Annotated in this window: 24 protein-coding genes; 4 read left to right on the forward strand and 20 right to left on the reverse strand. The window is 43.6% G+C overall.

All coding sequences use genetic code 11. From position 1 onward, the window contains the following. Nucleotides 1-1,224: 1,224 nt before the first annotated feature. Nucleotides 1,225-1,614 (forward strand): hypothetical protein, encoded by a 390-nt coding sequence (locus FNW02_RS35215; protein WP_191762143.1) that lies wholly within the window; start codon nt 1,225-1,227, stop codon nt 1,612-1,614. 257 nt (nt 1,615-1,871) lie between these two features. Here the strand turns inward: FNW02_RS35215 and FNW02_RS35220 are convergent, their stop codons facing one another. The 11 genes from FNW02_RS35220 to FNW02_RS35270 form a co-directional block, all read right to left on the reverse strand. Then, nucleotides 1,872-2,042, reverse strand: coding sequence for a hypothetical protein (locus tag FNW02_RS35220; protein WP_191762144.1), 171 nt, complete (start codon nt 2,040-2,042; stop codon nt 1,872-1,874). A gap of 304 nt (nt 2,043-2,346) precedes the next feature. After that, on the reverse strand, nt 2,347-2,976 hold the full coding sequence (locus tag FNW02_RS35225) for a DUF488 family protein, N3 subclade (RefSeq protein ID WP_225226158.1): 630 nt from the start codon (nt 2,974-2,976) through the stop codon (nt 2,347-2,349). 1 nt (nt 2,977) lies between these two features. Next, the gene (locus tag FNW02_RS35230; protein WP_191762145.1) at nt 2,978-3,439 is read right to left on the reverse strand and encodes a DUF1392 family protein; all 462 of its coding nucleotides are present in this window, start codon (nt 3,437-3,439) and stop codon (nt 2,978-2,980) included. Continuing rightward, nucleotides 3,436-4,911, reverse strand: a complete 1,476-nt coding sequence (locus tag FNW02_RS35235) for a DNA cytosine methyltransferase (RefSeq protein ID WP_225226160.1) — start codon at nt 4,909-4,911, stop codon at nt 3,436-3,438. The genes FNW02_RS35230 and FNW02_RS35235 overlap by 4 nt, the downstream gene beginning before the upstream one ends. Beyond that, nucleotides 4,908-5,612 carry a DNA-methyltransferase gene (locus FNW02_RS35240; RefSeq protein ID WP_191762146.1) on the reverse strand — a complete coding sequence of 235 codons (705 nt, stop codon included), beginning with the start codon at nt 5,610-5,612 and terminating at the stop codon, nt 4,908-4,910. The genes FNW02_RS35235 and FNW02_RS35240 overlap by 4 nt, the downstream gene beginning before the upstream one ends. Further along, nucleotides 5,609-5,950, reverse strand: a complete 342-nt coding sequence (locus FNW02_RS35245) for a hypothetical protein (protein ID WP_191762147.1) — start codon at nt 5,948-5,950, stop codon at nt 5,609-5,611. Before FNW02_RS35245 ends, FNW02_RS35240 begins: the two co-directional genes overlap by 4 nt. Nucleotides 5,951-5,999: 49 nt before the next feature. Then, nucleotides 6,000-6,224: a hypothetical protein gene (locus FNW02_RS35250; protein WP_191762148.1), complete on the reverse strand. Its 225-nt coding sequence runs from the start codon at nt 6,222-6,224 to the stop codon at nt 6,000-6,002. Beyond that, the gene (locus FNW02_RS35255) at nt 6,221-6,442 is read right to left on the reverse strand and encodes a hypothetical protein (RefSeq protein WP_191762149.1); all 222 of its coding nucleotides are present in this window, start codon (nt 6,440-6,442) and stop codon (nt 6,221-6,223) included. The genes FNW02_RS35250 and FNW02_RS35255 overlap by 4 nt, the downstream gene beginning before the upstream one ends. After that, nucleotides 6,439-6,651, reverse strand: a complete 213-nt coding sequence (locus FNW02_RS35260; RefSeq protein ID WP_191762150.1) for a hypothetical protein — start codon at nt 6,649-6,651, stop codon at nt 6,439-6,441. Before FNW02_RS35260 ends, FNW02_RS35255 begins: the two co-directional genes overlap by 4 nt. 5 nt (nt 6,652-6,656) lie before the next feature. Then, on the reverse strand, nt 6,657-8,015 hold the full coding sequence (locus FNW02_RS35265) for a replicative DNA helicase (protein WP_191762151.1): 1,359 nt from the start codon (nt 8,013-8,015) through the stop codon (nt 6,657-6,659). A 2-nt stretch (nt 8,016-8,017) separates the two neighbouring features. Beyond that, a complete protein-coding gene (locus FNW02_RS35270) occupies nt 8,018-9,376 on the reverse strand; it encodes a hypothetical protein (RefSeq protein ID WP_191762152.1) in 1,359 nt (452 codons plus the stop codon). 555 nt (nt 9,377-9,931) lie between these two features. Between FNW02_RS35270 and FNW02_RS35275 the strand changes: the two genes are divergently transcribed. After that, entirely contained in the window at nt 9,932-10,150 is a 219-nt protein-coding gene (locus FNW02_RS35275; protein ID WP_348535500.1) for a helix-turn-helix transcriptional regulator, read from the forward strand. Between the two features lie 167 nt (nt 10,151-10,317). After that, complete coding sequence (locus FNW02_RS35280; protein ID WP_191762154.1) at nt 10,318-11,286, forward strand: RpnC/YadD family protein; 969 nt, start codon at nt 10,318-10,320, stop codon at nt 11,284-11,286. A 61-nt stretch (nt 11,287-11,347) separates the two neighbouring features. Here the strand turns inward: FNW02_RS35280 and FNW02_RS35285 are convergent, their stop codons facing one another. The 9 genes from FNW02_RS35285 to FNW02_RS35330 form a co-directional block, all read right to left on the reverse strand. After that, nucleotides 11,348-11,935, reverse strand: a complete 588-nt coding sequence (locus tag FNW02_RS35285; protein WP_191762155.1) for an MT-A70 family methyltransferase — start codon at nt 11,933-11,935, stop codon at nt 11,348-11,350. Further along, the gene (locus tag FNW02_RS35290) at nt 11,926-12,462 is read right to left on the reverse strand and encodes an HAD-IIIA family hydrolase (protein WP_191762156.1); all 537 of its coding nucleotides are present in this window, start codon (nt 12,460-12,462) and stop codon (nt 11,926-11,928) included. The genes FNW02_RS35285 and FNW02_RS35290 overlap by 10 nt, the downstream gene beginning before the upstream one ends. Then, a complete protein-coding gene (locus FNW02_RS35295) occupies nt 12,459-12,653 on the reverse strand; it encodes a hypothetical protein (protein ID WP_191762157.1) in 195 nt (64 codons plus the stop codon). The genes FNW02_RS35290 and FNW02_RS35295 overlap by 4 nt, the downstream gene beginning before the upstream one ends. A 101-nt stretch (nt 12,654-12,754) precedes the next feature. Then, nucleotides 12,755-13,051 (reverse strand): VVA0879 family protein, encoded by a 297-nt coding sequence (locus tag FNW02_RS35300; protein WP_191762158.1) that lies wholly within the window; start codon nt 13,049-13,051, stop codon nt 12,755-12,757. After that, nucleotides 13,044-13,265, reverse strand: a complete 222-nt coding sequence (locus tag FNW02_RS35305) for a hypothetical protein (RefSeq protein WP_191762159.1) — start codon at nt 13,263-13,265, stop codon at nt 13,044-13,046. Before FNW02_RS35305 ends, FNW02_RS35300 begins: the two co-directional genes overlap by 8 nt. Nucleotides 13,266-13,298: 33 nt before the next feature. After that, a complete protein-coding gene (locus FNW02_RS35310; protein ID WP_191762160.1) occupies nt 13,299-13,961 on the reverse strand; it encodes a hypothetical protein in 663 nt (220 codons plus the stop codon). Between the two features lie 43 nt (nt 13,962-14,004). Further along, nucleotides 14,005-14,283 carry a hypothetical protein gene (locus FNW02_RS35315; RefSeq protein ID WP_191762161.1) on the reverse strand — a complete coding sequence of 93 codons (279 nt, stop codon included), beginning with the start codon at nt 14,281-14,283 and terminating at the stop codon, nt 14,005-14,007. A 26-nt stretch (nt 14,284-14,309) separates the two neighbouring features. Then, complete coding sequence (locus FNW02_RS39290; protein WP_225226161.1) at nt 14,310-15,104, reverse strand: BRO family protein; 795 nt, start codon at nt 15,102-15,104, stop codon at nt 14,310-14,312. A 67-nt stretch (nt 15,105-15,171) separates the two neighbouring features. Then, nucleotides 15,172-15,444 (reverse strand): helix-turn-helix domain-containing protein, encoded by a 273-nt coding sequence (locus FNW02_RS35330; protein WP_191762162.1) that lies wholly within the window; start codon nt 15,442-15,444, stop codon nt 15,172-15,174. A 573-nt stretch (nt 15,445-16,017) separates the two neighbouring features. Between FNW02_RS35330 and FNW02_RS35335 the strand changes: the two genes are divergently transcribed. After that, nucleotides 16,018-16,680, forward strand: a complete 663-nt coding sequence (locus FNW02_RS35335; protein WP_191762163.1) for a hypothetical protein — start codon at nt 16,018-16,020, stop codon at nt 16,678-16,680. Nucleotides 16,681-16,978 lie beyond the last annotated feature (298 nt).

The raw sequence follows: 16,978 nt of genomic DNA on the forward strand, positions 1-16,978 counted from the left end.
TTGGTCAGTAAGCTTTGTACAATTTCCATATGGCTATCGAGTCGGTGCTTGTTTGTTCTAATCAGCACCTTAATGGTTCGATAGTTTTCTTGTCTATTCCCTCAACTCAAAATTGTCCGGAGTATTGTTTATTCTCAATTTAAAACCCAAAGATAACGGAATTCCCTTAACCATTTCATCAAGCAGAAGTTGTACTACAGTGCTTCCAGCAGCTTTGAGGATTGGGTTAGAGTGGTTGCGGGTGCGATCGGTGCCAGTGTAGTAGTCTGCGGTACTTCACGACAGGCTTGAGCGCACTTTACTCTCTTTGAGCGACCCTATATAATTGTCCCTGTGTGGAGGAGTTGTTCGGGGTGATGATGGTATGCCGCAGAGTGGCGAATGTAAACCAACGGTTGTCACGCATCTAATTTGCTTGCATTGAGGGTGGTGTTGATGCTGGAGTTTAACTCTTATGTGATGGGAGTTTCAAGATTTTTGGTTACTTTTGCATAAAACACAAAACTCTAGTTGAAGAATATTACATAACAAAGCCACTATCAATGAGGTAAAAGCTTTGCCAGAGCAGGAAATTAAATTACTTTTAGCACAAAAAGATAGCAGAATTCGTAGTTAAGAAATTTTTGTAAATCAGGCATTACAACGCCTTAATTTTTATTCAAGTACTCAAATACAAGAGGTTGGTAGTATGAATTCCAATCAAGGTGGAATGTAAGAATTCAGCACCCAGGAGTCAGAATGGGCTGTGCCCCGCTACGCTAACAGAATTTATAAGAAGTCTAACAGGAGCAAAATATTCATTTATTTAATCTTCGTCTAATTCTTTAACTATTCTGACCAAATAATTACTAATTCGTAATTCGTAATTCGTAATAGCCGAGGGTACAAGCCCCCACTAAACTGAAATTTTAGTGGTCTTCAATTAGCGAAAAGTTCTGCGAAGAGAAGTTGCCATAGCGCAGCGTTAGCGAGTCATCGAGCGTCGGAGGGTTTCCCTCCAAGCAAACTTCGGGGAGGGCAACCCTGGGCAGGAAACTTTTCAAGACAGTGACGAGTCCAAGCTCTCACTAATTGTAATTACGAATTACGAACTATCAATTACGAATTATGTTGACTCCTGGCTTCTAACTCCTGAATTCTTGTGGTGGAATTAATCAAAGTGCAGATAATAGCAAATTTGGGCAAGGGCAACAAGCAGTGCAAAAAGATGGAAATCAGCTATCTATGAATAATAACGAAAACTACAAAACTAAATATGACCAAAGCCATGCCAATATTGGCGGTTTTGTTGACACTGCCCAATCCGGTAGCCAACAGACATTCAATCAAAATATTTCTGCATCAGAACAAAAGCAGAACCTTACAGAAGCCGCAGCAGAAATTCAGCAGCTACTAGAGCAATTAAGCCAGTCTTACCCTACTAATACAATGTCTGGAAAAATGGCATTAGCAAAAGAAGCTATTCAACGAATTGAAAATAACCCACCTTTAATGCAAAAGATAATCAGTGCGTTAAGCGCAGAAGGCACAACTGCTCTAGAGCAACTTCTCAGCCATCCCGCAGCCAGCTTTATGGTTGCTGCTTTTGATCATTGGAATAAGAATTCCCAGTAAGTATTAACGTTAACAAAAAACACCAAACCCTTTAAAATCATCTTGGTTTGGTGTTACTTAAAATTCTAATGCTAGTGATAGTTTACCATGAACCAATCAGAAGACTCTGATGATAATCAACCATCTTCACCTGAGCCAGAGATAACGTAATAGCAACTAATGCAACATTCGATAGTGGACAGCAGGCTGCTCAAGTGAAGGCACAAAAAGAGCTAAGCACAAGAATTTATGGCATAAGGAATTACCTTTACTTGAAGCTATGAGTTATTTGGAGAAGAAAGTGTTTCCGGCTTGTGAGTAAATACAATATAATGACCACTACGAAACCACTTTGTAGCTCCACTTTGAGCAGTTGGCTTTTGCATACGCTCTTTGAGGCAGTGATCACACCAAGGATTTTCCAGCCACTCAAGGGGTGCAACTGTCATTTCTCTGTTACAGAACTTGCATTTTTTTATAAGCTCTAACATTGTCCATCTCCTAATTTGTGACAGGATGATGCTGCACGGCTTGTTTACTTCTTCCGGTCAATCACTCGCTTTGGTTAAAACCCTTTTTGGCTAAATATGTTGTTAGTTGCTTAGGATGTTCGCGTCAATTTTGAGGCTTTATTGTTTAGGGTGCAATTCAGTTTTCATTTTAACGAAATTGAGAGTTAGGTGGGATTGGAAACCACTATTGAGTAAGCCTTGTAGCTGTTAGGAGCTTCTATTTGGTGGGATTAACTCAACGTCAGCCTGACCCCACCGCCGCCAACCCCGGCAGCAGCCGCCCCCGATAGAACTCCTGTAACCCCGACAGAACACCCAAAATCCCCAATTCCGACCAATCACCCAAATCTTCACCATGCAGAGATACCCGGTAATACCCGCAGGGCAAGCGATCGCACTGCACAGGAAAGGCGGACTCGTGGCATTTTTCGATGAGACTTTTGACTTGAGGTGGATAGATTGCCTTACCGCCTGGGATGATTTGCAATTGAGGTTTTTGAGCAGCGTTAATTTCCCCACCCCACTGCTCTGGTAAATACGCTTGTACTACTTCTTCACCAACTTGATATCGATGGCAGAAATCCCCAGTTTTCTCAAAGCAGCACAGGGTAATATCTGCACTCGCTGAGAGCTGCTTCCGTACCCACAGATCAATCAGCTGTTGCCGGGAGTCGAGAATCTCGCGGAACTGGCGCTTGTACTCCTGTTGCGCGGTGGCATCTTTCACTGATGATTTCCACCATTTGAGCAGTTCGGGAGTCGGGGCAAATAATGATAGATGCCTGCCCTGGAATCTTTTAGGCGGATAGAGCGAGATGGAAACAGCCTCACCCTTAATAGTCCCAGCGTAGTACGACGTATAGATACTCATACTACACCTTCACTAAGTCGGTATCAGTTACCCAAGCCCTACGGTCGCCAGAGGTCATCAATTTGCCATCGCATTCGGTCAGTGATGGAGATGCCCACTCCACGGTGTAAGTCCAAAAGTCGTCTATCAAATGAATGCCTTGAACAATCCGAAGCTTACTGGCATCTTGATTACAGCGAAACACTACTCTTTGTCCTAATGTAAATACGGGCTTGTCTATGCCTAATTGCAGTTTTCCTGTGCCACGAAGTTGCAATGCTGATGTATAAATCACTTCATCATTAAGGGCAACAGCATAGCTCCATTCCTGTTGCAACCATTCGACACCGCAGCAGTAGCCGAATGATTTGGTGGTGGTGAGGTAAACTCTTTCTAGTAAATTGATAGACAGAGGCAGGATTTCTTTACCCCAGGGTGGAGAGATGTACCAGCACTGTTCTAAGTCGTGGACAAGATTAGTCATACTGAGGCTCCTTGTAAGATACTTTGTATAGACATGAATAATTGGCTGGCGAAAGAAGGAGGGACAGAATAGCCGATGACTGACCCCGCCGTTGCCGTCTCGCTGGGGAATTCGTACCAATCAGGAAACCCCTGTAAAACTGCCGCGCCCTGAATAGACAAAGATTTGACAATACCATCTGGCAACCATATATCAGCGAACTTGTTGCGGTTGCAGCCCTTGTGGTCGGTGAAACTGCTACGGAGAATAGTGTTGTAGGGTAGATGTGCAGGCTTGTACTTCAGTCCGTTGCGTCCCCCAACTCTCTCTATTAGCAGTGGTGTGGGTACGCCCGTCGCCAGAAATTGTTCTACCGCTTGCTGTTGTTTGGGCAGTAATTGGGAATCGGGCATTGTGGGAATAAGATGTGCGATCGCCTCATACCACCCTATTGGTTTACTAGTGGTTGGTAGTAGTACACGTACTCCTTTGACAGCAATCAAAACTAACCGCCGCCGCGCCTGGGGTAGCCCGAATTTGTCCATGTTGACCACGCTGTAATCAACCAGATATCCCTCTTGTGCCAGAGTTTGCAGGATGATGGCAAAACTCTGACTGCTCTGATAGCGCGGAACATTTTCGAGAGTGAACACCCGTGGCTGCAACTGTCGGATGGCTTCTGTTACAGCAAGCGCAGCTGTCAAATCATCAACCGTTTCAAGCGCAATACCAGCTTTTGCTGTGTGGGCTTGGCTGAAGTTGGCGCACACAGGAGAGGCGTGGAGGTAATCGGGACGGCGGGGAAACCCTATGAATTTTAACTGCGCTACTTCTTGGACTGTTAGCTGGATTATTCTACACCCATACTCGCTGAAGTTACGGTGATGGGTTTGTGCAATCGCTCGGCTCAGTTCTGGCTTCGTCGGGTCAAACTCCACCGCGATGACTGGGCGAATACCAGCTTCGACCATCCCCGCTTCTATTCCACCGCCACCCGCGAAAAGTACTACAGCTTGAGGGGCATCATCTGGAAGAACTGGTTTTAATTTTGTGTTATCAAAATTTTTGCAGACATCTAATTTTGGTGATGTCTTTTTGGTTTTCGCTCTCTTGATAAAAGCGATAATATCTTCCCTAATTGCCCCCTGTTGTTGTAGTGTCCGAATCATTGGGACAGCGCCAGGGGGAATTGAGCCGATACTTCGCCCTTTCCATGCTCCATCAGCTCGTTCTTCCCAGTTGTATCCCCATCGCCAATGAGTCGGGTTGTCTTGGGAGCGTAAGCCTATAACTCTTGGGTAAAAAATTGTTGAGCCATCGAGTAACTTTTTCTTTTCAAGGTACTGATAGAGGCATCCTTGGCTACGGATTTCTAAATCTTTGAGGTCGTCCTCTAAGAATTTTTCGGGTGTTGTAGACAACGTAACCATCACTGATGCAGTATAAGCGGGAGGCGCTTGGTAGTGCGGAGCGCTAACGACTGTTTCAGTCATAGGATGTTCGTCCTTGGACTGAAGGGAGGCATGTCTTGCATCTGATTCCACAAAGGTAATACCTGCTGAGACAGGCGAGTAGCAATAATCTCGCAGTATTTCTCATTGATTTCGATACCAACAGCTTTACGGTTGAGGTCTTTAGAACACTTGAGAGTTGTTCCAGTGCCAGCAAAGGGATCTAGAATCGGCATCGAGGGGCAAGCCAGATGAGCCAGAACGTGATTGGTGAGGTCAACACTGGTATAGCCAGGATGTCCGTAAGTTTGTTCCCGAAAGAACCAGCCCAGTCCTGGAAGTTGCAGATTGTTCCAAACGTCTTTTGTCTGATGTTTGGGTTTGACGTTGGTCAAAAGACTGGCGTGTTGGTTTACGAAGGAGCCTCTAATAGCCCCTTCTGGTGTCCAGGTAAGAATTATCTGTTTGTACTCTTTGCCCAGTAGGTTCCAATATTCTAAGAAATACTTGCGTGGGACAAAGATGCATGTTTCAGGGCACAAACATTTGAATTGTGTTATCCACTCGCCGCAGAACTCCAGATATTGATCATCATCAAGGCGATCGCACCAAGCCCCATAATTTTTACCGACGTTGTATGGTGGGTCAGTCCAGCCAAAGTATTCGTCCTGTAGTTTGGGTAAGATTTCCCGGCAGTCTGCGTTGTAGAGGGTGATGTATTCGTCCGAGTAATAAGGTTTCATGCGGCTGAATCCTCGTCTGTATTAGCTAGCGATGGGTAGGGTAATCCAACTTCAGTGAACACAATTTCGGGGATTTTATAGTAGTGAGGATCTGCTTTTAAGGTTCTAACTTCTCCAAATTCAAGTCCTTCGCAACAGTCAGAATAAAGTTTGGTGTGTTTGTATATGGCATCTACAAATCTGCTGCAATCCAAACACCAATAACAGTCAGAAACCTCACCATCCCAATTACCAAATACATACTCCATTTGTGTGCCAGGGGGAAATTTTTGAACACAACCCCAGCAGTAATGAGGCTTTCTGATTTTTCTGATTTCTTGACGAATAACTGTACACATTAGTTGTTTTTGCTCCTGACTTTAAAGAAAAAATACTTATTGCGATACATCATCCATGAGCCTCCTTAATTTGAACTGCTTGTATGGCTTCTTTAGCAGCAAAAAGATATTCATTACTTGGGTTTTTGTCAATTTCTTGTCCCTTTCTATAGGTTTTTAAAACTTTTGTCTGCGATCTCTTGGGAACCATTGCCCAGTGTTTCGCACACATCAAGAATCTAGGATGAATATGTTCATCGCAACCAAAAGCGTGGCATTTATGAATCTGAATCATGTCTTTAATTCCTCAAATAAACTTAATTGCTTTAGTTCAAACTCTTGAAACTCTGGTTCTGGTTCCCCATACTCCATCAACAATCGCTCTAACTCCTTCCGTGCTTGTATTTTCACTGATTCTTTCCAAGGCATTGATAAGTGCATTCTCAAATTCTTGATTTGCTCTTGTGGAGTAGGGATATACGGAGCTACGGTGTTGAGGTTAGGGGTTTTCATACAAACACCTTGTCTTTTTGGTGTTGTATCATCCACGTAGACGCAGCATTAAAGAACTCATCAATTACCTCTGGTGTTCCCCAACGTTTCTCGCTTAAATGTTGCACCCATTGGCTCAATCTTTCTTCGGTGAAAATAAATTGTAAAGGGACATCGTAATCAAGCTCGATGTAAACAAGATAAGTCCCTTCAATCCGCCAATATTTCATCTTGCTCACCTCGCCATATTCAAGAATCGAGAAGTGGATAAATCACACAACATCGTTGCAGTGCCTAATTTGCCATAAAGGCGGTTTTTCTCAACAATCAACTCGATAGTGCGATCGCTGCTGTCGTTGGTGTATACGGAGTTGCGGTACAGCATAATCAATTGGTCGCAAACCTCGAAGATTTCGCCAGAGTTGCGGAGTAAATGACGGTTAGGGCGTTTATCGGCAGAATTTTGATTACCGCGATTGATTTGACAGCCCAAGAAAACGGGAATTTTGTGATACTTGGCAATGTCCCGAATCTGACGGGTAATCTTGCCCACCTCATGTGCCATGTTACCGCCGGACTCCAAAGGAATCTGCTGCAAATAATCAACAAACACAGCACCAATAGAGCCACCGAATTCAACAGCAGCACGACGCACTGCCGAGCCAATCATCGTGGGAGTGGGGGAGGAGAACTCGTAAAGCTTCCAAGGAAGGTCTGACAGTTGTGCTACTCCCTGCGCTATTTGTGGCCAATAAGATTGAGATGAGGTTTGAATTAGAGCAGCGTCTATATTTGTGATTCTTGCAATCATCCTTTGATTGACAAGAGTTTTGTCTAACTCCGGGGTGATATAGAGGACTGGTTTAGACAACTTGGTCATGATTTCGTAGGCGTAAGAAATCATGAAATGAGTTTTACCCATGTGAGATTCCGCCGCAACTACCACTAAGCTACTTGGATAAATCCCACCAGTAATTGACTCCAGGTCATACCATCCGACTTTTTCACCCCTCGTTTGACCAGCTTCGAGTTTCTGGTAAAGGTCAACCGCCATCTCAGATGCACTGAAGACTTTATGCTGATCACCATCGGCTTGGTGGGTAACGCTAAAAACTCTTTGTTCAGCTTGTGTGAGAACTTGTGGTAAATCGGTTTCGGTTTCATAGCCCAGACGCACAATTTCATTCCCGGCCTTGATTAATTGCCGACGCTGATATTTCTCCATCACCAAGTTTGCAAGGGCATCGATGTTAACAGCAGACACAGTACGGTCGAACAAAGTAGCTAACTTGTTTCTGCCACCGATGCGCTCTAATAAACCATTGTCAGCTAACCAAGTTGCCAAGTAAAGTATGTCTGTCGGTTTTCCTTGTGCATGGAGTTTGATGGCGGCAGTATAAATGTCCTTGTGGGCGTTGACATAAAAAGCCTCTGGGATGAGGAGATCCGAAATTCGGCTGATTGCCTCTGGGTCAAGCATAATACCACCTAGAATATTTTCTTCTGCTTCAATGTTCTGTGGTGGTAAACGGTCTTGAGCGCGGTCACAGGAAAAAGAAAGTACGTTGTCTTGATTAGACCGATTGTTGTGCATAACTAGGCTCTTGCTAATTTTAACTGGGCTTCAAGTTCTCGCAAAGAGTGATGAGAAAATCTAGAAGTCGATTGAACTGTTTTTGGCACAGCATCAACTTCAAGCTTGGCTAAAAGCTGTTGTTTGATGTGATCAAGCGGCATTAGCTCTGGTTGGGGTTTTAATTCCTCTTGTTGACGGCGCAGTTTGTCTTGAGCTATGGCTTCGGCAAGGGAAATGTTTCTTGAATCGTTTGATGCCGTTGCTGTGGGCGCTGGTTGTTGTTGAAGTATTCTTTGCCAGTAACTCATGAGTTTTTCCCAGCCACCCTTGGTTGACTCCCAATTCACTATCGAAGAGATTACCGCTGGGATTTTCTGTTCACAACTTACTTTGTCCCAACTGGCTCTTTCTGCGGCTATTAACTCCACCAATCGGCGATCGCAGGTTTGATAAATCTTGTCCCTAGTTGTAGTGCGCCAGGGAAACCGCCAGCCACGCATCTTGATTTCACTCTTGTAGACGGCTGGTAATGAGTCAGATGCCATAATACTGGGGTCTAGCAATATCTGGTCTATCAAGTCCTCAATTGACTGGAACTTTACACGTTTTGGCTCGGATGCTTGATTGCTCTCGGCTTTATTCACCTGTTCGACTTTATCGAACGACCCCGCCGCAATAGAAAGTCCACAAGAGGGGTTATCGGTTTGTTGCTTATACTCGGATTTTTTTAACAACGAAGTGAGTTGTTGAGGGGTTGGTTCTTCTTGGCTTTGGTTTACTTGTTCTAGCAAGTTAGTTTGTTCAGTTTCACACACACACACATCGTTGAGAAGTGGGTTATTTTGAAGCGGCGCGTCCCTTAGTGGGAGTACCTTAATTGGGATCTCCTTAATGGGAATACCTTCGTCGGTCATTTTTGACCCCACCCCCGGTGCAAAAATGCCCCCACTAGTCGGGTCAAATTTACCCCCACCCCCCATGCCTTTTTGACTGGGGTCAAAATTGCACCCGGTGCTTTTTTGACTGGGGTCATTTTTGACCCTACCCTTTTTGATTTGCGATCGCAGTAGTTGAACTTGGTCGGGATTAACCCATTGAGAAGCAGGGGTTAAAGTATAGACGTTAGTAGTGCCAGAGCGTTGTTGTATTCGGATCATGCCTGCTTTGAGCAAAAGTTTGACAGCGTGTTTGGCGGTTTTTTCTGCGATCTGGCAATGTTGAGCCATCTTAGGAATAGATTCAAAACAACCGCTATTACCAGCCCTTCTTTGAATGTGTACATAAAGTCTAAATTCTTCGGCTTCTAGAGGGTAATCATCAAAGAAGGCAGAAGCAAATACTTCAGAACTAAAGCGGTTGCGGATTGCTGTATCAGTCATGTTATCCTCTCGAAATCAGTGTAATTATCGTGGGTTTGCACAAGGATTAGTTTTAAGAATTTGAGCGCTGATTGACTCAAAATTCACTTGAAAAATATTCAAATCAAAGAGCATCTCTCCCTTGTTATAGAGGTCTGTAATTGTTGTTTGATCTCAAATTCCGATAGCTCATCGGGGATGTCTATGTGTGCTTCACTTGTGAGTTTTTCAATGACTGTGACAATGACTCTCATAACTGGTATGTAGTATTAATTCAGGTAATTTCGTTGTTAAGCTTCGGACTGTAATTTCGCCTGAACAGTATTAAAAATTTGGTGGGGGACTTAAACCCAGTTATTCATTCACCAGTCGCACAGAATTCAATTCTGAATTTTGGCTCCTGACGAATGTATTCTTGTTGTTAATTCTTTGTGCCCAATCAGCGTTCTTATATCCAATCGGCGCTAGGTGCTTTCTATGACTAATTTACCGTAAAGACCTTTATGCGTCAATGGCTTTACGTAAAGACTTTTAAGATATACTATTGATATAAGTTCCTTTATGGGAGAATTACCTGTGTCACGCGTAGCTGAATTGAGAAAGCGTCTAGACCTCACACAACGAGAATTAGCTGATTTAGTGGGGGTCACGGAGACTACTGTTCGTAATTGGGAAAATAATCGTAGCGGTATTGAGTGGTTTGAGAGGATTGCAAAGCTGTGTGATGCCTTGCAATGCGCTCCTAACGATCTGTTTAGATATCAAAAGATCGGAGAAAACGAAGAAAATGCTTGATATTCAAGCCATTAATCCTTTTATTTTGCTCCCAAGTGTTTCTAGGGACAGGATTGCTTTTACCTACTACACCCAGATTCAACACAAGCAACTGTTTTGGCGTCATTTGATTATGGAGTGCTCTGTAAATTCTGTGATGAGAGTTCGCAACTTCCAACTTCTCCAGCATGACCGATAACACCCCGCAAACCGAATATGATTCGCCTTGGAAGCAGATACTACAGTTGTATTTTGCAGACTTCATGTTGTTTTTCTTTCCGCAAGCACACAGAGAAATTGACTGGAGCCGGGGCTTTGAATTTCTAGACAAAGAACTAGCCCAGGTTGTGCGAGATGCTGAACTGGGGCGGCGACTTGCTGATAAATTAGTGAAAGTCTACCGCACCGGAGGTGATGAAGTTTGGGTACTGGTACATCTAGAAATCCAGTCTCAGGAAGAGTCTGATTTTTCTGAAAGGATGTATACGTATAACTACCGAATCTACGATAGATACAAGCGCTCTGTTGCATCATTGGCGGTGCTTGGTGACGAAAGGGTAAACTGGCGACCGAATCAGTTTGGTTACGAGTTATTCGGGTGCAGGGTAAACTTCCAATTCCCTGTAATCAAATTGCTAGACTATCAGCAAAGATTGCCTGAACTTGAAGCCAACCGCAACCCATTTGCTACGGTGGTCATGGCGCATTTAGCAGCACTACAAACTCGTAGTGACAGGTTACAGCGCAAGCAGCAAAAGCTAGCTTTGGTGCGTCGTTTGTACGAGCAGGGGCTTGAAAGGTCAGATATCATTAACTTATTTGGGTTCATCGACTGGGTGATGACTCTACCAGCCCAATTAGAGGCAGAGTTTTGGCAAGAATATCGTGATTTTGAGGCATCTAAAAGTATGCAGTATGTAACTTCTGTTGAACGATTTGGTATACAAAAAGGGAAGCAAGAAGGATTGTTAAAAGGCATATCCTTAGGGTTAAAACTCAAATTTGGCTCCCTTGGTCAAGACTTATTGCCTGAAATTGAACAAATTGAGGATGTCAGTTTACTCGAATCAATCTTAGAAGCAATAGATACATCTGATACTGTTGATGAATTGCGTTCCTTTTATCAATCAGCAACTGACACCCAGTCAGAAAATTAACGTTGTTTGATATTTGGTTTTCAAGGTTCAGTTAGCGTTTAGTGCTTGAAACTGCTTGTACTTACGCACTCAAATAAACATCCCCATCAGCATCAAAGATACCCGCCTCATCACCCCAGCAATCCCAACCCTCTCTTGATTCCCGTGCGAACATTTCAAGCTTGGACATATTGGGGCAAAGTTTCTCTACAAGTTGGTGAAATTCCAAAGGTTTGCGTGAATGTTCCCGCCGTCGTGCGCGCAAGATTGTCGATTCGTTAGTAAGTGTCCGTCCTGCAAATGCTTTAACATCGCTTCGGACAGCTAAAACACAATGTTCAGTGCAATTCCTTAGCCAGTGTCCAGTGCCAATATGCGGAGTACCGGACTTGGTAACTTTTTCCCAGGTCAAGATTGTTTTGAGCGTGAAACCCCAAGTCTGCAAGCATTGAGCCGCTTCTAACATGTGGTTATTGGTATACCACAGCCACAGAACACAGCCAGTAGAATCGCACAATTCGGGAACGGGCAGCGCTAGAATTTCGTTAATCTGCATTGGCTTGTAGGGGATGCGATTGCGGTGAGTTTTATCGTTGGAGCGCAATCTGTAGAACCAGGGCGGGTCTATGACGATGCACTGGTATTTTCCGGTGAGTGTTGTTATTTGCATTCGCCCCTCCAGTCACTAGCCCAGACAAAAGGAATCCCCGCAGCCAAAGCGCAAGCTTGATCTTCAGAGCGATCGCCTACAAACAAGGATGATTTTGCGTCAATGATTTTACCTAAATCATTGATTGCCTTTTGAACCATTCCTGCACCTGGCTTGCGAAATGATTGATAAAAGGGCTTGTTTGAAATTGGATCTAGAAACTGATGCCTTTCCCAAGCTTCATGCTTTTCACAAGAAACTTTATAGATTAAATCTCCATCGAAATCGGGACAGAAATAAACTACTTTTAATTGGGGTAGCAGCTGCATCGTGTATTTCTGTTCAGCAATCGCATCCTCTAAACTTTTCTTCCCTGCTGCCACACCACCCTGGTTGGTAATGCCAATCACTACATAATCGGCATAATGAGCGATCGCTTCTGTAACTCCAGGAATGAGTTCTTGGTCTTCTGGTGCATTAATAAATGTTGCACCGCTTTTTGTGCGGCGGACGGTTCCGTCTAAGTCGAGAAAAAGGATTTTAGTCATGGTTTATCTTTAATAATCTTGGCACTAATTGATTCAAAATTTACTTGGTAGATGTTTATGTCAAACTGCATTTCACCACTGTTGTATTGGTCAACAATATGCTGCCTGATTTCTGGCTCTGACAATCCATCGGGTATATCAATGTGGGCTTCAGATGTGACTTTTTCGACTACTGTGACTATGGCTTTCATATTTGTTATCTTTGAAATAAGGAGTGTTTTTGTGTGGCGATTGTTACTAAATTAAGTAATAATCGCTTTACTTATTTATATTTCTCTAAGAAAATGTTTCCTCAAACTCCAAATTCAAAAACTTTACGACCATCAACTTCTACAGGATTAATATTGATTAATCCGCCGCCTGCATAATTGCAGGTAATCTTGCGTTTATCTTTGTCATCGAACGCTTCTTTATGCACTTCTAACCAGCGCCCCACGCAAGAGAAGCCAACAGCAGCTTCGGGAGCGCCAGCTTTTTTGTAATCCTCAACAGTAGTAATATGTCCGCAGCAAGGACACTTGAATTTCCATCGCAGAATATCTTTGCCTAATAGAGTTTGTCCTTGGGTTAGCCATTCATCTCTAGTCATTATCATCCTCATCAATTAAGTAAAAGAAATCTGGTGTTGAGCTAACTCGTTTTATTTGTTTTGGTTCTAGTTCGTGGTATTGCTTTTGTGCTGTTATTCGATTACCTTTAATTTCTACAACTCTCCAAACAGAATCTTTTGGTGCTGTTCTCGGACGGACAAAATCGTCAAGTTCTATGATTTGCACATCTTTTTGAAAGTATCCGATTTCCATAATTGCTCTTGCGACTGTGTTAGATAATCCTTGTTACCTCCACGGCGTAAAATTATTCCACTGAAACCAGACCGAACCAGATTGAGGGTATGCATCTGTGCGATGAACTTCTATCGGATTTCCCCAGTAGCAGCAAGCGTTAATTGCGAAAACGGGTTCTTCTCGGCAAGTGCCATCTTGTAACAGAACTGTGGAGATATAATCCTCAACCCAGATTTCCAACCATTCTCGCTGCAAGTATTGGGCGTAAAACTTACTCCACCTGCTGCGATTCCAGCGCTCGTCAGTTTCACGGTCGTAACGCCACAGCCTAAACACCTGATTCCAGTGTGCAAGGAAGTCAAGGGCCACAGGCTTGGATTGCATTAGAATCTGTTTATCCCCAGGCACACACTTCAAGTCCTCATGCAGCCTGGGAAGCACAGCCGTGATGCCACCGTACTCAACCGTGTACCATTCGATTCCGCTGATGTTTTGGCTTAGTTGAGATGCCCAGACACTCTCTCGTTCTCTAGCGGCTTGCTGCACTTTTGCCATGAACATATCGAAACGTAGTATGCCCTCAACTGGGGAGAGTCCACCGTGAACTACGTGATTTTGAAGAACTGGGTCGTAAGCTGACTCGTACCCGGCAGTGTTGATTGCGTCTATTTGTTGGGTTATTGTAGCTGCTCTTGGGTCTTGGAATTTAGTCATGATTACATAACCTTGAGCTTTGGTATAAATTGTGGTGCGATAATTAAGTCTCTTCTGACATCTGCTCCCAGTACTGAGCAACAAAATCATGGGCTTGTTGCAACATTTGGGGGAGTAAGAATAACGGAATTTCCCAAGCGGCAATTACACTACCTGCAAAACATTCTGCAAGCTCAACTCGAATGCATTCTGGTAAACTGCTCTGTAGAAACTTAAGTGAATGATCTTCGTTATCTGGTAATGACACGAAGAAATAATCATCGTGCATAATGTGAGCAACAAGACCGTATCTTTCTGCTAGAACCTTTCGTAAGCTGTTCATAATCTGGTTTGCTGGTATGTAGGGAATTATTGACAAATTACTTGAACTATTTCGGGCAACCATCTCAACTGAAACACAGTCTGGTTTGACCCCCGTGCAACAGCTGACACCATGCGCCCCCACTGCTTACCTGATTCTGTAGGGCGATATGGCAGTTTGCGATCATTAGTGCGGTACTGCAAGCCAGCATTAATCAGCCATTTGTTAATAGCGATCGCACTTTTCCCTATTGCTTCCCCAATTTGCGTTGGGTTGAGATAAGCATCATCGGAGGGGTCAGTGCAAGCGATTGCTGTTTTGAGTTCATCAGCAGCAGGTTTAAGGGCAGGATTAACAGATATAGCGGCGTTGACTGCTAACTGTGCGGTGAGGGCTTTCTCTAACCCTGCAAATTCACCAACCAGTAAGGTTAACTGTGCAGCTTCATGAGCGATGGTTGATTTTGGTTGGTAAGAAGGGCGGGTTTCTGCTTCGTGGGTTTTGATGGCAAAATAACTTTGGGCTGCCGCTATTTCTGATTTCCGAGGATCTCCATTCATAGCGACTAAATAACAGGCATAGCGGGAAAGACGATAATCACTGGGTACATCTCTGGTATAAAGCCCAGCGTCGGTAAAATGGTTTTGTACTGATGCGCCAGTGTTTTGACAACCAATTTTGGCGCGGTCAATGGCATCCACAAAGCGTTGCCACTTCTTATAGCCGAGTAGTGCCATTAATTCTCTTGCTAACCAATATTCTTCTCCTTGGTCAGCAACATGACGAATGCCATCAAAAGGGCTGCTGTTGTTTAAAGGGTTGAAATTCAGTAAGTTAGACATAACTATTCATCTTGTGGTGACGTAGTTGGGCGATCGCTGACTTTGGACGGTGGGCGATCGCTTTCAGTTAAGAGGTTTTGCCAAATGCACTTTTAACCTCTTCAATAGCAAGTGACTCTATATTTGGTTGACACTCGACTTCAAGTATTTTGGCTATTCTGCCAAGGGTTTCAACCTTAATAGATTTATTTTTGTTACTGGTTATTTGCCAAACAGCTGTTCCTGTAACGCCTGCCGCCTCACCAAGTTTTTGAAAAGACAAACCTTTCTCTTTCATGGCTTCGGCTAAATCGTTCTCTAACCCTGGAACATCAATCGTGATAGTTACTTTCACTTCCATTCCCTAAATCACCTCCTTTGATTGAAACATTAACTATTAGCTGTTAGTTGAGAACCGACAGCTAATAGTTAAGAGATTTAAGAGGTTAATGGTGATGTCAAGGGAAGAACTACTGTCTAACTGACCTCCTGCAATTAACTATTAGCTACCTCCATAAACCATAAGCTTATGATTTAGAAAAGTCAAGAACTAAGTCAATAGTATCAAGTTAAAAGATATTTGACAACCATTAGCTAATGGTTTATACTAGTAATCACAAGGGAGGAAACAAGCGCCAGCCTCCCAGCTAAATATAGAGGCGCTTCAGAAATCCGAACCTTGACAAGAGAATCAGGAAGTACCAATTGAGGGGTAGCCGAGGCACTGGCGCAACCAGAGAAGGTGAGAGGTAGATGTTGGGAAAAGAGATTCGGTTAATAAAAAATTATCAGCAGGACGACGGTTGGTTTTGAAGTTGTACACGTCGCTTGATACGCTGTATCTCCTGCTTGGTAAGCTCTTAGCCACTGGCATAGGAGCAATTAAGAAAAGCTGCGCTTAAATTCTCTGAGAGTGTTGTGGTCAACCACAACCATGTGCAAATCAAAAGGCGATCGCCCGTCTTGCAAACAACGCGATCGCCTTTATAACCCAGTTAAAGGTATAAACATCATGGCACAAACAACAATAGCATTACAAGAATTAACAGCCTTAGAGATTTCGTTTTACGATCACGAGATTTACTGTGGTGACAAGCTGATAGCCGCGATCACCTACGATTCTGACGATTTAACCCAACCTTGGGTGGTAATGATCAATAACAGCGAAGAGTTTCGGGCTAACACCTGGGCGAAATGCTACCGCTATATTTGCATACATCACAAGGATGGTTCTCTGCCAGTACAACAGCCAGAAACCCCAACCGCTACAGATAACGAAATACAGTGCCAGATTGCCATCGAGTGCGAGAAATACGAGTTTGATCTGCTTGACGATGGCATATACCACCACGACCAGAAGCTTGGTGAAGTAGGCTGTACTAACGGTAGATGGTGGGTCATTCGGGCTTCGTCAGAACATCAACAGAAAGTCCCTTGTGACTCTGCTCTTGATGCGGTGTGGTCGTTGTCAATGGTTCAAGTCACTTGTTGTGAAGACTTGTTAGACCGACCATTCGAGACGCTAACGGTTGAAGAATGGCGAAGGTTAGTGGAATATCAGCCAGAGTTGGAAAGTCGGGAGTTAGTAACAGCGTAATTGTTCGGACGTAAGAAATCGGTGAGCGCTTTTGTTTCGGCAAGAGCGCTGTTTTCTTGGCGATTTTACGCTTCGATCACCGAAATCCAAGGCTGCGCCAAGCATTTATGAAAATGTATCAGGATCAAACGAATGAATTTAAAAATCGTAACTTTTACTTCACTGTTATTGCAGGGCGAACGCATCTTATTTACTAATAAAAACTAAAAAAGATTTGAAAATGACATAGATAATCCTACAAGTTGCTACAACTATAAATAAAACAAATCCCTAACCTTTCAACAATAGAGATTAGCTT

This window comes from Komarekiella delphini-convector SJRDD-AB1 (genome assembly GCF_014831675.1).
In the GTDB taxonomy this organism is placed as follows: Bacteria; Cyanobacteriota; Cyanobacteriia; order Cyanobacteriales; family Nostocaceae; genus Komarekiella.